The 15,990-nt window shown below is 44.1% G+C and carries 12 protein-coding genes; 7 read left to right on the top strand and 5 right to left on the bottom strand.

The window, feature by feature from the left end; all coding sequences use genetic code 11:
- Positions 1-135 precede the first annotated feature (135 nt).
- Positions 136-1,038, bottom strand: a complete 903-nt coding sequence (locus tag AK965_RS17650) for a DUF3943 domain-containing protein (RefSeq protein ID WP_099080841.1) — start codon at positions 1,036-1,038, stop codon at positions 136-138.
- Positions 1,039-1,236: 198 nt separating this feature from the next.
- On the opposite strand from AK965_RS17650, the gene AK965_RS17655 reads away from it, so the two are divergent.
- Positions 1,237-2,469, top strand: a complete 1,233-nt coding sequence (locus AK965_RS17655) for a CinA family nicotinamide mononucleotide deamidase-related protein (protein ID WP_099080842.1) — start codon at positions 1,237-1,239, stop codon at positions 2,467-2,469.
- Between the two features lie 72 nt (positions 2,470-2,541).
- Here the strand turns inward: AK965_RS17655 and yfaE are convergent, their stop codons facing one another.
- From yfaE to ubiG, 4 genes are all read right to left on the bottom strand, one after another.
- Positions 2,542-2,820, bottom strand: coding sequence for a class I ribonucleotide reductase maintenance protein YfaE (gene yfaE, locus AK965_RS17660; RefSeq protein ID WP_099080843.1), 279 nt, complete (start codon positions 2,818-2,820; stop codon positions 2,542-2,544).
- A complete protein-coding gene (gene nrdB / locus AK965_RS17665) occupies positions 2,820-3,953 on the bottom strand; it encodes a class Ia ribonucleoside-diphosphate reductase subunit beta (protein WP_099080844.1) in 1,134 nt (377 codons plus the stop codon). Before nrdB ends, yfaE begins: the two co-directional genes overlap by 1 nt.
- Before the next feature lie 79 nt (positions 3,954-4,032).
- Positions 4,033-6,315: a class 1a ribonucleoside-diphosphate reductase subunit alpha gene (nrdA, locus tag AK965_RS17670; RefSeq protein ID WP_099080845.1), complete on the bottom strand. Its 2,283-nt coding sequence runs from the start codon at positions 6,313-6,315 to the stop codon at positions 4,033-4,035.
- Positions 6,316-6,812: 497 nt separating this feature from the next.
- Complete coding sequence (gene ubiG, locus AK965_RS17680) at positions 6,813-7,520, bottom strand: bifunctional 2-polyprenyl-6-hydroxyphenol methylase/3-demethylubiquinol 3-O-methyltransferase UbiG (protein WP_099080846.1); 708 nt, start codon at positions 7,518-7,520, stop codon at positions 6,813-6,815.
- Positions 7,521-7,829: 309 nt separating this feature from the next.
- Here ubiG and gyrA point away from each other — a divergent pair, with 309 nt between their 5' ends.
- From gyrA to AK965_RS17715, 6 genes are all read left to right on the top strand, one after another.
- On the top strand, positions 7,830-10,460 hold the full coding sequence (gyrA, locus tag AK965_RS17685) for a DNA topoisomerase (ATP-hydrolyzing) subunit A (RefSeq protein ID WP_099080847.1): 2,631 nt from the start codon (positions 7,830-7,832) through the stop codon (positions 10,458-10,460).
- 653 nt (positions 10,461-11,113) lie between these two features.
- Positions 11,114-11,302 (top strand): hypothetical protein, encoded by a 189-nt coding sequence (locus AK965_RS20965; RefSeq protein WP_367379322.1) that lies wholly within the window; start codon positions 11,114-11,116, stop codon positions 11,300-11,302.
- A gap of 577 nt (positions 11,303-11,879) precedes the next feature.
- The gene (gene ribA / locus AK965_RS17700) at positions 11,880-12,527 is read left to right on the top strand and encodes a GTP cyclohydrolase II (protein ID WP_172438186.1); all 648 of its coding nucleotides are present in this window, start codon (positions 11,880-11,882) and stop codon (positions 12,525-12,527) included.
- A gap of 426 nt (positions 12,528-12,953) precedes the next feature.
- Positions 12,954-14,498: a murein L,D-transpeptidase gene (locus AK965_RS17705; RefSeq protein WP_172438188.1), complete on the top strand. Its 1,545-nt coding sequence runs from the start codon at positions 12,954-12,956 to the stop codon at positions 14,496-14,498.
- A 172-nt stretch (positions 14,499-14,670) separates the two neighbouring features.
- On the top strand, positions 14,671-15,219 hold the full coding sequence (locus tag AK965_RS17710) for a YcbK family protein (RefSeq protein WP_099080850.1): 549 nt from the start codon (positions 14,671-14,673) through the stop codon (positions 15,217-15,219).
- Between the two features lie 96 nt (positions 15,220-15,315).
- Positions 15,316-15,972, top strand: a complete 657-nt coding sequence (locus tag AK965_RS17715; protein ID WP_099080851.1) for an MBL fold metallo-hydrolase — start codon at positions 15,316-15,318, stop codon at positions 15,970-15,972.
- Positions 15,973-15,990 lie beyond the last annotated feature (18 nt).

The raw sequence follows: 15,990 nt of genomic DNA on the forward strand, positions 1-15,990 counted from the left end.
GTTAATTGCAAAATAAAAGGCTCTAAGTTTTGGGAACTTAGAGCCTTTATAAGCCATCTGTAGGATCGTTCAACCGATCATTTATCTCTTAACTGATCGGCATTAGCCAATTGGCTGCTTCTTTACATCACTTTTCTAGAACGTGACCTTCATTTCAACACCGTAGAATTGGCGATCGAAACTTGCACCGGCATCCAGCGCGAATTTCGCAGCATCTTGATTACCAAACCAAGGTGATGAACTAAATTGCAGTTCTGCACTTCCGCCCCAAGCGTCAGTTACCCAGTGATGAATGTGGCCAACAGGGTTAAGGAAGAACAGTGATACATCTCCCATTGTCTCCGAACCCATAACTTCACCACCATCGGCGATGATTGCTTGCTCAGTGCTTAGCATCATTTCACCCACAACAGCACCAAAGAACGGCGTGATGAAGATGTCCTGCCAAGAAGGGACTTCTGCAAAAGCTTCTACGCCGTATTCCCAGAAGAACGTGGACATGGTTGCTGAATATAAGAATGACTCAAATTCGTTGTAGCCAGCATGGCGAGCCGCGGTGTAGTAAACCCCGCCAAAATATGGGTGCATAATGTAGTTAAGGAAGTGCTCGTCTCGATCCCAAACCGGACCCGCAGAAACGTTATCTTTCCACTTGCTGCCTAACTTGCTCATGTCGCGATCTTCTTCGTCCCACTTCGTGATGCTTTCTGGCAGAAAGGTCATCAAACCGACAGTGGCAACACTCAATCCTAGAATCGTGTAGGTTTGCCCCATTAAGTAATCCCAATCTTTGTCCTGCGGAACAATGAGATGTTTTGGTTGCATACCCGCATCAAGATTAAGAGAATCATCATTATTTTGTTCAAAAGCGACACGACGATTTTGAGATTCGAAGGTGTACAGCGTGGTCGTTTCGCAGTAACCTGACAGACAATCAGGCGTGTAAGAAAACTCGATGTGATTGCTCAGGTCGTACTGATTTGCGTTTGCCGCAGCGGACGCTGTTAGAACAAGACCACAGAGCGTTTTCTTGAACATGGATGATTTTGACACAGAGGTCTCCGAGTTGTTAGTTTGATGATCGAACTCTCAATTATCTCCTAAAAGAACAGCCATTTAAATACTTGTCTTTGATTTAATCTCAACAAATTCGCATGAGAAATGAGTTGAATAATAAGAAAGTGATATAGGCCCCTCTTTATTGAAAGACGTTGTGCTTATTTTTTGGAGTCAGTGGTGAAAATAGCAATGCTTAGTACCGGTGAAGAGATTCTTCACGGTGATATTGTTGATACAAATGCAGCTTGGCTATCGAGCGTGTTTTATCAACATGGATTTGGCTTAACCAAACGCTCGACGGTTGGTGATAAGTTATCGAGTTTGATTGAAGAGCTCTTAATGCTCAGCTTTAACAATGACGTTGTGATTGTTAACGGCGGTTTAGGGCCAACTACCGATGACATGAGCGCTGCCGCAGCAGCAAAAGCGGCAGAGTGTAAGTTGGTATTATTCAAACAATGGCTTGAGCAATTGGAAGCCATCTACGCTCGACGTGGCATCCCAATGCCAGACAGCAATTTGAAGCAAGCCATGTTACCGGAAACGGCCGTGATTTTAGATAACCCGATCGGTACGGCTTGTGGCTTTAAGATGTTGATTAATGATGCACTGTTTTACTTCACGCCAGGTGTTCCTAGTGAGTTTAAGCTCATGGCAGAAACACAAATTCTGCCAGACTTGAAAAAACACTATCCAGAAGTGGAAAGTGCGACATGCAGCCGTTTTTACACTTTTGGTCTTTCTGAGTCGGGTATTTCAGATAAGTTGGATCAAATGAAGCTGCCGCAAGGTTATGAATTTGGCTACCGCTCTTATTTGCCATTTATTGAAGTAAAGCTGTTTGGGCCTTCGAATCAAATAGAACAACGCACGAAGTTGATGCAGATCATCCATAAGCACCTTGATGGTAATACCGTGAGTATCGATGTTCCGATGGTAGAGCATATTGGTCAGTTGCTGGTGGACAAGGCGCTTACGTTATCCGTGTCAGAGAAGAGCAGCGCAGGGTATTTAACCTACTGGCTCAATGGTAATGAAAATGCTGAAAGACAATTCGGCCACGGATGGGTGTTGTCTGGCCACAACCAGATGCTGATGGATGACGGCGATCCTCTTGCCGCTACGTTTGCTCTTGCAGGGGCAACGCGTGAGAAATGCGGAACAGACTTAGCGTTGGTTACCGGAAAAATTGAAGACGGCGTGTTTTCCGTTGCGCTTTCCACTTCAACTGGAGAGTGGGGCGTGTTGTGCAAGTTATCGAGAAAGTACTCACGCGATGATCAGGTAAAGGTGATCAGTGCCGCAGCGCTTGATATGTTGCGACGCTATTTAGAGCGAAAACCAATGTTTGGTCACTATGCGTTTTTGGAAAAAATGAAAGAGATGTTCATCCCAAGCAGTGTACTTTGAGCCACTTGCCAATTGCAGATAATAAAAAGCCAAGGCAATTGTCTTGGCTTTTTTGTATTCTTCAGGTTGAATTTATGCGCGTTTTTCTTTCATCGCGTAGTTCACACCCCTTAGCGAAATATTGGATTTCGCTTTGCAAATACAAGGCAGAATTTCGTCTGGCTGAGTATAAGCCATGGCAAAACCAACATACTCCACTTCGCCCGATTCCAGCGAACAACGACAAGCACCGCAGTGACCATCACGACAGTTGTATTCAGGCAATAAGCCCGCTTGTTCCATTGTCTCCAAAATCGTATTGGAAGGATTGGACTCAATACTGACGAGTTTGTTGATTTTGATGGTTGGCATTACAGCTCAAATCCTTCGAAGTCGTTTGCGCTTACTTCGTTGTCAATCTGACCAACTAAGTAAGAAGAAATCTCCGCTTCTTGTGGTGCTACCTGAACGTTATCCGATGATAACCAAGCGTTGATCCATGGGATTGGGTTGCTTGTTGCACCAGGGTATGCGATAGGTAGACCAACGGCTTGCATACGAATGTTGGTGATGTATTCAACGTACTGGCTCAGGATGTCTTTGTTCAGACCGATCATTGAACCGTCTTTGAATAGGTACTCTGCCCACTCTTTCTCTTGCTCTGCCGCTTGTTTGAATAGGTCAAAACACTCTTGTTTTGCTTCTTCTGCGATTTGCATAAACGAGAAGTCATCTTGGCCGTTACGTAGCAAGTTGATCATGTGCTGTGTGCCGCTCAAGTGAAGGGCTTCGTCACGTGCAATTAGCTTGATGATTTTCGCGTTACCTTCCATTAGCTCACGCTCAGCGAAAGCAAAAGAACAAGCAAAGCTCACGTAGAAGCGGATAGCTTCTAGCGCGTTAACAGACATCAGACACACGTACAGTTTCTTTTTCAGATCGTACAGGCTGACTTTGACCGTTTCACCGTTGATAACGTGGTTACCTTCGCCGTAACGGTGGTAATCGTTTGTCGCTTGGATCAAGTCATCGTAATAGTGAGCGATGTCTTTCGCGCGCTTAAGGATGTGTTCGTTCTCAACGATGTCGTCAAATACTATGCTTGGATCATTCACGATATTACGAATGATGTGCGTGTATGAACGAGAGTGAATTGTTTCAGAGAAAGACCAAGTTTCAATCCACGTTTCTAGCTCAGGTAGAGATACCAGAGGAAGCAGTGCTACGTTCGGGCTGCGACCTTGGATTGAATCTAGAAGCGTTTGGTACTTCAAGTTTGAGATGAAGATGTGCTTCTCATGATCTGGCAACTTGTTGTAATCGATACGGTCACTCGATACGTCTACTTCTTCTGGACGCCAGAAGAAAGATAGTTGTTTTTCAATCAGTTTTTCGAAAATTTCAAATTTTTGCTGGTCGTAGCGAGCAACGTTTACAGATTGACCTAGGAACATTGGTTCCTTTAGTTGGTCGTTTTTATTCTGATTAAAAGTACTGTAAGCCATAATGCCTCAATTCCTTTTAGACCTCCCCAAAGAGGGGAGGGTCGATAGTCTGTTTTATGGATTGTTAGGGTGGGGAAGATTAGATCTTACAACCGCCGCCTGCACAATCGTCATCTTGTGGTTGAACTGCGTCTTTCTGGTCATCTTTCGCACCATCACGAGTGTTATGGTAGTAAAGCGTTTTCACACCGTACTTGTACGCCGTCAGCAGGTCTTGAAGCAGTTTCTTCATTGGAACCTTGCCACTCTCGTAACCTGATGGGTCGTAGTTTGTGTTAGCAGAAATCGCTTGGTCAATAAATTTCTGCATGATGCCTACAAGATGCAGGTAACCGTTGTTCGAACCAATATTCCACAGCAGTTCATAGTTATCTTTAAGCTCTGTGAAATCAGGCACAACTTGTTTCAAGATGCCGTCTTTTGATGCTTTCACTGACACATAACCACGTGGTGGCTCAATACCGTTTGTTGCGTTAGAGATCTGAGAAGAGGTCTCAGATGGCATTAGCGCCGTCAACGTTGAGTTGCGTAGACCATGTTCCATGATCTCTTGACGTAGGCTATCCCAGTCGTATTGCAGAGCTTCGTTACAGATTAGATCAACGTCTTTTTTGTACGTGTCGATTGGTAATAGCCCTTTCGCGTAGTTCGTTTCATGGAACAGTGGGCATTTACCTTGCTCTTTCGCAAGTGCTACCGATGCTTTCAATAGATAATATTGAATGGCTTCGAATGTACGGTGAGTCAGACTGTTCGCACTGCCGTCAGAGTACTTCACGCCATTCTTTGCTAGGTAATATGCGTAGTTGATGACACCTACACCTAGAGTACGGCGGTTCATTGTCGATTTGTACGCCGCTGGTAGTGGGTAATCTTGGTAATCAAGCAGGGCGTCAAGTGCGCGGACAACCAGTTCAGAAAGCTCTTCTAAATCATCCAGTGACTTAATTGCACCAAGGTTGAACGCAGAAAGCGTACATAGCGCAATTTCACCTGAATCGTCTTCAACGTTCGTCAGTGGCTTAGTTGGCAGTGCGATTTCTAAACATAGGTTCGATTGACGAACTGGTGCGACTTCAGAATCAAACGGGCTGTGAGTGTTACAGTGGTCCACGTTCTGAATGTAGATGCGACCAGTTGATGCACGCTCTTGCATTAGCAGCGTGAACATTTCGATTGCTTTAACCGTTTCTTTCTTGATTGAAGGATCGTTCTCATACTGAACGTATAGACGCTCAAATCGCTCTTGGTTCTCGAAGAATGCGTCGTATAGACCTGGTACGTCGGATGGTGAAAATAGCGTAATGTTGCCACCTTCTACCAAGCGTTGGTACATTAATTTGTTCAACTGAACACCGTAGTCCATATGACGAACACGGTTCTCTTCGACACCACGGTTGTTCTTAAGCACCATCAGAGAGCGAGCTTCGCCGTGCCATAGCGGGTAGAACACCGTTGCAGCACCGCCACGAACACCACCTTGAGAACAACATTTTACTGCTGTCTGGAAGTATTTGTAGAATGGAATACAACCCGTGTGGAATGCTTCACCGCCACGGATCTCCGAGCCTAATGCGCGGATACGACCTGCGTTGATACCGATACCCGCACGTTGAGATACGTAGCGAACGATTGAGCTTGCTGTCGCATTGATAGAATCAAGGCTGTCGCCACACTCGATCAGTACACATGAGCTGAACTGACGAGTAGGCGTACGTACACCAGACATAATTGGTGTAGGTAGTGAAATCTTGAAAGTTGATGTCGCGTCATAGAATCGCTTGATGTACTCAAGACGTGACTCTTTAGGGTATTTCGCGAACAGGCAAGCTGCCACAAGAATGTAAAGGAACTGAGCACTCTCGTAGATTGCGCCAGAAACACGGTTCTGAACGAAGTACTTACCTTCTAGCTGTTTTACGGCCGCATAAGAAAAATCGAGGTCGCGCTTGTGGTCAATGTACGCATCAAGTTCGTCCAATTCTTCTTTGGTAAAATCTTCCAGAATGTGGCTGTCGTACTTACCCATATCAACAAGACGAGACACGTGATCGTACAGCGCTGGTGGCTCATATTGGCCGTATGCTTTTTTACGCAGGTGGAACACCGCTAGACGTGCAGCTAGGTACTGGTAGTCTGGTGTCTCTTCAGAGATCAAGTCCGCCGCAGACTTAATCATCGTCTCGTGGATATCGGACGTGGTGATGCCTTCGTAAAACTGGATGTGCGCACGCAGTTCAACCTGAGAGACAGAAACGTTGTTTAAACCTTCTGCTGCCCAAGTGATGACGCGGTGAATTTTTTCCAGGTCGATACTTTCTTTGCGGCCATCACGCTTAGTGACGGTAAGTTTTTGGTTCATTCTGCTTTATTTCCCTAAGAAAACTGATAAAAGCCGTATTTTTGTTGGTTTATGTACAAAACTTGTAAAATTTGCGGCGGCTTTGTGATCAAAGTCTATCTACATATTGTAGCTGAAACACAAGATGTAGGGGTTAAATTGTTTTCGGGTTACAAGATAGTGCTATTAACCTAAATTATCAAGGTGCAGGTTTGGGATGACTTGTGGATAACTAGCGAAAAGAAAAAAATCAGTAAGTGAACACTAACCGATGAGAAAAGGTCGGACTTGAATGGGAAAAAAAACGGTTTTCAGATTGGTTTATAAATAACCGCATGTAAAAATATTTTCCTTGATCTTTGATAATTTTTATTAGCGAAAAAAGCACAGAAAAAAGCACAAGAGAAATAAAAATTTAAAGGATGACTTACTGTATACAAACGTTAAAAAAGCGGTGAGTTTTAACCACCGCTTTCTCATTTTGTGTCGATATTGTTATCTGCAGAATGTCATGCTGCTTAGTACTTTGTCGTATGCACGATGTAGTTCACATCCACATTGCGGCCTAGCTTGTAGCTGTCATTAAGTGGGTTGTAAAGCAACCCAGTAATGCCGATCTCTGTGAGGTCGGTTTGGTCAATCATCTTCATCATTTCAGCGGGCTTGATGAACTTTTCGTGATCGTGCGTGCCTTCAGGAACGATTTTGAGCAGTTTCTCTGCACCAACAATGGCGAATAGGTAAGATTTCACGTTGCGGTTCAAAGTGGAGAAGAAAACGTGACCGCCAGGTTTTACCAAAGCTGCGCAAGAACGGATAACAGAAAGTGGGTCAGGGACGTGCTCGAGCATTTCCATGCAAGTGACCACATCATAAGTCCCCGCGTTTTCTGCCGCATGGTCTTCAATGGTGCTGCGAATATAAGTAAGTTTTGTACCTGTCTCTAGGGCATGCAAACGAGCGACTTCTAGTGGTTCTTTACCCATATCTAAACCAGTAACGATAGCGCCTTCTTTCGCCATGCTCTCCGCCAAGATGCCGCCGCCACAGCCTACATCTAGCACTTTCTTGCCAAACAGGCCATTGGCTTTATCAAGGACGTAGTTCAAGCGAAGCGGGTTGATTTGGTGAAGTGGTTTGAATTCGCCTTCTAAATCCCACCAGCGAGAAGCCATCTCTTCGAATTTCTTAATTTCACTAGGGTCGACGTTTTGTGCTTTAGTCATGATAGTTATATCGCTTCGCTAATAGTCCTTTGGAATGCGGGATTATACTCCAATGGTACGATACGTTAAAACAGCTTCTTTTCTTACCATTACAGTAAGCAGCATTTTTGCCGCAGATTGGTGGAAATGTAGTCAGTTATCAGAAAGATATGGGATGAGTGTGCAAATTCTCTTCATTTGATGCTTAACCGAGCTCACAACCTGATAAAAGGAGAGGGAAAGTGATGCCCCACTGATGAATTGTGTGTTATATTTTTGCACCTTACACGTATCGTAATTACGATCAGATAATAGAGGGATAATGGCTCTATGAGCGATTTAGCTAAAGAGATCACGCCCGTAAACATTGAAGATGAGCTTAGAGGTTCATATCTAGACTACGCGATGTCTGTAATCGTGGGTCGTGCTCTTCCAGATGTGCGTGATGGCCTAAAACCAGTACACCGCCGCGTATTATTCGCGATGAACGTACTAGGCAACGATTGGAACAAACCATATAAAAAATCAGCCCGTGTTGTCGGCGACGTAATCGGTAAATATCACCCACACGGTGATAGCGCTGTGTACGACACAATCGTACGTATGGCTCAGCCGTTCTCACTGCGTTACATGTTGGTCGATGGCCAAGGTAACTTTGGCTCGATCGATGGCGACTCTGCTGCGGCAATGCGTTATACCGAAGTACGTATGGCGAAAATCGCCCACGAACTTCTGGCTGACCTAGATAAAGAAACCGTAGACTATGTACCTAACTATGATGGTACTGAGCAGATCCCGGCGGTTCTTCCTACTAAAATTCCTAACCTACTGGTAAACGGCTCTTCTGGTATCGCGGTAGGTATGGCAACCAACATCCCGCCACATAACCTTGGCGAAGTGATCGATGGCTGTCTTGCATACATCAATAATGAAGCAATCACTATTGATGAGCTGATGGATTACATTCCTGGTCCTGATTTCCCAACAGCGGCGCTTATCAGCGGTCGTAAAGGCATTGTAGACGCGTACAAAACGGGTCGCGGCAAAATCTACATGCGTTCTAAAGCGGAAATTGAAGTGGAGAAAAATGGTAAAGAAACCATCATCGTCACTGAAATCCCATACCAGGTGAACAAAGCTCGCTTGATTGAGAAGATCGCTGAGCTTGTTAAAGATAAGAAAGTAGAAGGCATCAGTGCGCTACGTGACGAGTCTGATAAAGACGGTATGCGTATCGTGATTGAATGTAAGCGCGATGCAGTGGGCGAAGTGGTTTTAAACAACCTTTACGCACAAACTCAGCTGCAAACGACTTTCGGTATCAACATGGTTGCGCTAGACAATGGCCAACCTAAGCTATTCAACCTGAAAGAGATGTTGAAGTGCTTCGTTGACCACCGTCGTGAAGTGGTGACTCGTCGTACTATCTTCGAACTACGTAAAGCACGTGAACGGGCGCACATCCTTGAAGCACTGTCGCTTGCGCTTGCAAACATTGATGAAGTTATTGAGCTAATCAAAAACGCACCAACACCAGCAGAAGCAAAAGTTGGCTTGGTATCGCGTGGTTGGGATCTTGGTAACGTTGCATCAATGCTTGAGCGTGCAGGTACTGATGCCGCTCGTCCTGAATGGCTAGAAGATCAATACGGTATCCGTGATGGTCAGTACTACCTAACCGAAACTCAAGCACAAGCGATTCTAGAACTTCGCCTACACCGTTTAACGGGTCTAGAGCATGAGAAGATTCTTGATGAATACAAAGCACTTCTCGATGAAATCGCTGAGCTAATGCACATTCTTGCAAGTACTGAGCGTTTGATGGAAGTCATTCGTGAAGAGCTAGAAACGGTGCGTGATGCGTTTGGTGACGTTCGTCGTACTGAAATTACAGCGGCTAGCCATGACATCGACCTCGAAGAACTGATTGCTCGTGAAGATGTTGTTGTAACGCTGTCTCACGAAGGTTACGTTAAGTACCAACTACTAAGCGACTACGAAGCTCAGCGTCGTGGTGGTAAAGGTAAGAGTGCAACTAAGATGAAAGAAGAGGATTACATCGAGCGTCTGCTTGTTGCCAATACTCACGATAACATCTTGTGTTTCTCTACTCGTGGTAAGACGTACCGCTTGAAAGTTTATCAATTGCCACAGGCGAGTCGCACTGCTCGTGGTAAGCCAATTGTAAACATCTTACCTCTTGAAGACGGCGAGCGCATCACTGCTATTCTGCCGGTTTCTGAGTTTAGCGCGGATAAGTTCATCTTTATGGCAACTGGCGATGGTACCGTTAAGAAGACTTCGCTTGATCAGTTTGCGAACGTACGTTCAAACGGCCTAATAGCAGTGAACCTACGTGATGATGACTCCCTAATCGGTGTTGATATCACAACGGGTAACAGCGATATTATGTTGTTCTCTAAAGCTGGTAAAGTCGTTCGCTTTAGCGAAGACAAAGTCCGTGCAATGGGCCGTACCGCATCTGGTGTCCGCGGTATGAAACTAGCAGATGACGACCAAGTAGTGTCTCTGATCGTTCCTTCAAACGAAGGCGATATTCTGACTGTTACACAGAACGGCTATGGTAAACGTACCGAGCTGGCTGAGTACCCAATTAAAGGTCGTGCAACTCAAGGCGTTGTGTCTATCAAAGTTTCTGAGCGTAACGGTCCGGTAGTGGGCGCGGTTCAAGTAGAAGTAGGCGACGAGATGATGATGATCACCGACGCTGGTACTCTAGTCCGTACACGTGTTGCGGAAGTGAGCCAAGTCGGTCGTAATACCCAAGGTGTGACGCTAATCCGCACCGCCACTGACGAGTCTGTCGTTGGTCTACAACGTATCGATGAAGTTGAAGAAGTCGAATTGCCAGAAGGCGAGGAAGCTGAAGTGAATGCAGAGGGGCAAGCACCTGAAGCGCCTGAAGCAGACGACGCACCGAAAGGTACTGAAGAAGAGTAATTAATTCTTCTTTTTAATCAATGAATTAAGAAGCCGAGCAATATGTTCGGCTTCTTTGTATCGTTACTCGTCCGGATGGGAAAATTCTCAAAACACGACCACATGTAAGGCAACATCTAGAGTGCGCAGTCACTAGTTATTAACTCGATCATAAACAAAGGGTGTGCATTGCGTCCTTAGTTGCAAGTAGATAACGGAATTTCATTCGCGCTTAGGCTGTGCGGTCAGCGGCAGCCTCCAATTCTCAATAATACCGTTCCGTTCATGTTGTTTTAGTTCGCTAGCCTTTTCTTTAGTACGGCAGATAATCGGTTTGAATTATCGCGATTAAAATCTCGCGACATGAAATTATCTGAGCTCTAAAGAGAACCGATAGCAAGAGGTGAGTAGTATCCAAAAAAAAGACTTATCATAGAATTGGAAGTAATAGTAACACTAGAACTTTCTTGATTGATCAGAATAGAATGGCGTTGATCAAATACCGGGGTGAGATAACCGATTTAATGATATATTTTTAGGGTACTTAGACGTATCGATTTAATATTACATTTTACTTTTTTATCCCATTTTCAAATTTTAAAAATTCGAGTGATATTGGGCATAAATTCGACCTTTTCGAATTCCATTCGGTTGAATTTCAACAGAAGATCACTATGTTATTCAAGGTGTTGTGCTGCCTACAGTGTCAAAACCAGAACGCAGTTGAATCAAACGCGAACCGAGCTAAGCTGGATAAATTGAGGAGCGGCTGCCGGAGTAATATCGAAATATTGTTCTGTATCGCCCGCTTTTTCAATTATCTCAAAGACATCCTGTGGATCTTTTTGATCTTTATGTACTAAATTAGCTCAGAATGATTAAGTTTGATTAATGTGATTATAATTCCAGTATTAGAAATAAATTGTGCGAATAACGAACAGAATGTTATCATTTGCCAAAAGTTTAGAAAGCTCCAGTGATATAAAACTCGATAAATTGAGCTAGAGATGTAATAAAGAGTTAGGTAGGTGTACGCAGTGGATCCAGTTATATCGCAATTAAAAAAGGATTTTTATTCGCAGATTCGTGCATTGCAGGCACCGACACTGCCACAAGTCACTTCGTCTCTCGCTGTATTGACTGACGAGGAAATACAAGAACTTGAAGCCGTTTGGATTGAGTTAGTTGTCTGGAAACGCAACCAGAAGCACTGATTTGGTTTCAATTAAGCGCATTGCAAACCCTGGGCATTTTTGTCTGGGGTTTTTTTATTGTAGTTCATCGTAAATGTTATATTATAACAATTATTAAGTCGGCCATTAGTCATGTTTCAGTTGAAGATTGACCAAAATGCCAAATAAGAATAACTCTCATAGTGGTCCCAATATTGAAAAATGAGGTATCAATCCCCATGTTTGAAAGGCAGATGAGAGCAATCCCATGAATGCAATAACGAAAATGCATCAAGCAATAAATCGAGTGAGTGTAGATATGGCGGAAGTTCGTGCCAGAGTAGAATTTAAAGTCGGGGCTAAAAGTAATATCGATGCTGAAATCCTGTCTTTTAATGGCCTAAAAACAGACAAAGAGCATGTAGCAGTTATCTTCAAACAGGCTGATCAAATGCAAGATATCCCTCTAGTGCGCATGCATTCTGAGTGTCTGACTGGTGACGTGTTTCACTCTTCACGCTGCGATTGTGGCGAGCAACTAGAAGAAACCATTAAGCGTATGGGGAAATCTGGTGGCATTATTCTGTACCTACGCCAAGAAGGGCGCGGCATTGGTCTATACAACAAGATTGACGCATATCGTCTTCAAAGCCAGGGTATGAATACCTACGAAGCTAATAACCACCTAGGTTTTGATGATGACTTACGTGACTTTACTGAAGCGGCTCAAATGTTAAAAGCGTTAGGGGTAAGCAAAATTCGTCTTGTAACTAACAACCCTAAAAAGATCAGAGAGCTGTCACAATACGGTATTGAGATTGAAGAAGTAATTAATACTTCGGCACATATTAAAGATGGCAATGAAAACTATCTAAAAGCAAAAGTTTCTCACGGTAAGCACCATCTTAAGGTCTGACGCTGTGGCTATATTTAACCATTTTTATTATAAACCTCACTTATGTGAGGTTTTTTTGTGTTTGTACAGCGAGGCTAACAACCCCATCAGATTGAAACAAATCTGAATCACCTTGTGAGGGGAAGATAATTCGAATAGCAAGCTCGTTACTGATTTACGGCAGGGCCTGCAGGAAATGATAGGAAGATAAGAGTTCACCATGAATGTGAACCCGTTTCGGCAGTTTAAGTGTGTAAGTGGCGTACAACGGGATAATCATTGGACGAAAATGACTCATATAGATAATTGATTAAGCGTCAATTGAGCACGTAGGTGCCGATATCGTTTTAAGGTTCTTACTATTAACGCAGCAAGCCGTGAGATATTTGCCATACTTTTTTTATGGCAGGTAGGGTAAGGATCATTCCAGTGTTTGCTAGATCTCTAATGGTGATGGCACTTATGGTGTCGTTTTACAGCGATTCAACGGTGGTTTCCCACGGTGCTTCCGCACAGACCGAACAAGTGGGGGTCGTTCAGAAGTTGTCTATTGAAAAGATGATCCACTATCCGGATGTTATCGAACAGTTGTACCAAATGACTAACTATCGTCTGAACTGGGAAAGCAGAGATGATGTAGAGCGGCTTATTTTTCAAATCAGGTTGGCCTCGTTAGCCGATGTGACCAAGGAATTTGACGATCAACTGCTTCGCATTGAAAGTGTGCGAGAGCAAGGAGATAAGCTTGATTTTGATTTGGTCATGACCGATTCATTGCTTATGTACTTAAGCTATCTCGAACAGTTACCAGAAGAAGGGCTTAATTGGCTGTTTGCAGGCAAAGCACATGTAAACCTTCCAGCACCGAGTTTAGAAACGTTGTCAAAACTCAGCAATGAGATCACCGTTGGCAAACTCAATCAATTTTTAGAAGGGCTTCGTTCACCCCTCCAAATGGACGAGGCTTTTAATACGGCTTTTTACGCCTTATCTGAACATGCAAAGGCTGCGTATCCCCTTTATACACAACAAGGTCTCATTCGTTTAGGAGATCCGATCAATGATAAGGTCGCGTTACTCGATCGGTTGGCTATCGCTGGGGTGGATGTTAGTTATCTCAATCCTGACACGCTACAGTATGATGAGAACTTGGAGCTTGCGGTGATAGAGTTCCAACGTATTCATGGCTTGAAGCAAGATGGTGTGATCGGCCCTAACACTAGGCGTTGGATCAACTTTTCACCAAGGCAGCGTTTGCATTCACTTGCATTAAACGCTGAACGTTCAAGGATTTGGGCGAAAGAGCGTGATAACGTTGTGTTTGTGAATGTGCCTGGGTATGAGGTGACGTATTGGCATGATGGTCAACCTTTGTTTGAGTCGAAAGTGGTTGTAGGTCGTACAACAAGGAAAACCCCAATCATGACCAGTACCTTGGATTCGGTGATTCTTAATCCAACCTGGAATGTACCATGGAAAATTATGGTGAAGGACATCATTCCTAAGGTGAAAAGAAACCCTATGTACCTAGTGCAGAATAATATCCAGATCATCCGCTCGTGGACCTCTCGAGAAATTATCGATCCAACCACTATCAATTGGGCGGCTGTCAATCCAAGAAGCTTCCCTTATCGAATGAGACAGTCTTCTGGAGCGAATAATGCGTTAGGTTTGTACAAGTTCAATATGCCTAATCCAAAAGCCATCTACCTACATGACACTCCAAGTAAAAACCTATTTGAGAAAGATCGTCGAGCATTTAGTTCTGGTTGCGTGAGAGTTGAAAATGCAGATCAATTGGCTGAACTCTTGTTTAAGACCCAAGGTCTGGAAGAGCGACTTGCTAAGAAGCGTGAAAGTAAACGGCGCTCGAACACGTCGGTGCCATTGGGCGAGCGCATCCAAGTACATATCATTTACCAGACAGCATGGTTAGAAGAGGGAACCCTTTACTACCGCGATGATATATATCAATACGACGATCAGGGGTAATCAACTTACACTAGTAATTATTGTTACAATTTTGAAAATTCATTTATTGTTCAAGAACTAAACAAATAATCCAGCCAAAATGTGACAACTGAGCCCCATTTATGCGTTTGACGTGGCAAATGGGTTTCGGTAATGTCCGCTGTTCGTGCATTGATTGAGCAGTATTTTTAAAATGGTAAGTCGTAATTTTTCCCGTCGTGATTTTCTTAAGATGACCGTTGGTGGTATCGTTGTTGCCTCTGCAATGCCAACCCTTTCATGGGCTTCACTTCCAGATGCACCTCGAGTGCTTGCAATGAACAATTTGAACACGGGTGAATTGCTTGAGTCTTGCTACTTCGATGGCAACGGCTATGTTGATGCAGAGCTTAAGCGTTTGGATCGATTCTGTCGTGATCACCGTCGGAATGAAGTCCATCCAATAGACCGACGCTTATTCGATCAAATTACCCAAATTCAGAAGGCGATTGGTACACAATCAGAAGTAATTATTATTTCAGGCTATCGATCTCCAACAACGAACGCATCTCTACGTAATCGTTCTTCGGGTGTGGCAAAGAAAAGCATGCACATGGAAGGCAAAGCGATCGATTTCCGTTTAGATGGCGTCAAACTCTCAACAGTTCGCGATGCCGCGTTGAGTTTGAAAGCGGGTGGTGTGGGGTACTATCCTGGCAGTAACTTCGTGCATATCGATACGGGTGCAGTCCGTTCTTGGTAGGCGGTCGGCAAGGTATTGTTCAAAGCTTGAAGTCCCAAAAGGTTAGTGTCATAGTTGCAGCAGTTTTTATGCAAATTTACTCGATATAGGTTATCTATGGCTCTGAAGTACCAAGTTGTTCCTGTGACATCTTTCTCTCAAAACTGTTCTATCGTCTGGTGTGATGAAACCATGAAAGGTATCGTGGTTGATCCTGGTGGTGATGAAAAGCAACTCGCGGCGCTGATCAAAGAGCTGGGTGTTGATGTCGTGAACTTAGTACTAACTCATGGGCACTTAGACCATGTTGGAGGTACAGAGCCTCTATCTGCATTGCTTGGCGGTACTGAAATTGTTGGCCCTCATAAAGCGGATAACTTCTGGCTTCAGGGCTTGGAAGGTCAAAGCCAAATGTTTGGCTTCCCACTAACAGAAGCATTTGAGCCGAATGAATGGCTGAATGATGGTGACACTGTCACTTTTGGTAATCAAACATTGAATGTGATCCATACACCAGGTCACACGCCTGGCCACGTTGTGCTATACAGTGAAGAATCACGTTTAGCCTTTGTTGGTGATGTTTTGTTTAATGGCAGCATTGGGCGCACTGATTTCCCTCAAGGTGATTTCAATACGCTGATCAGCTCCATTAAAGAAAAGTTGTGGCCGCTGGGTAATGACGTGACGTTTGTTCCTGGCCACGGACCACAGTCTACGTTTGGACATGAACGAAAGACCAACCCGTTTGTTGCTGATGAGATGCCTATCTACTGAGACACTTACATTAACGTA

The organism is Vibrio sp. PID17_43, from assembly GCF_002608565.1.
Lineage (GTDB): Bacteria > Pseudomonadota > Gammaproteobacteria > Enterobacterales > Vibrionaceae > Vibrio.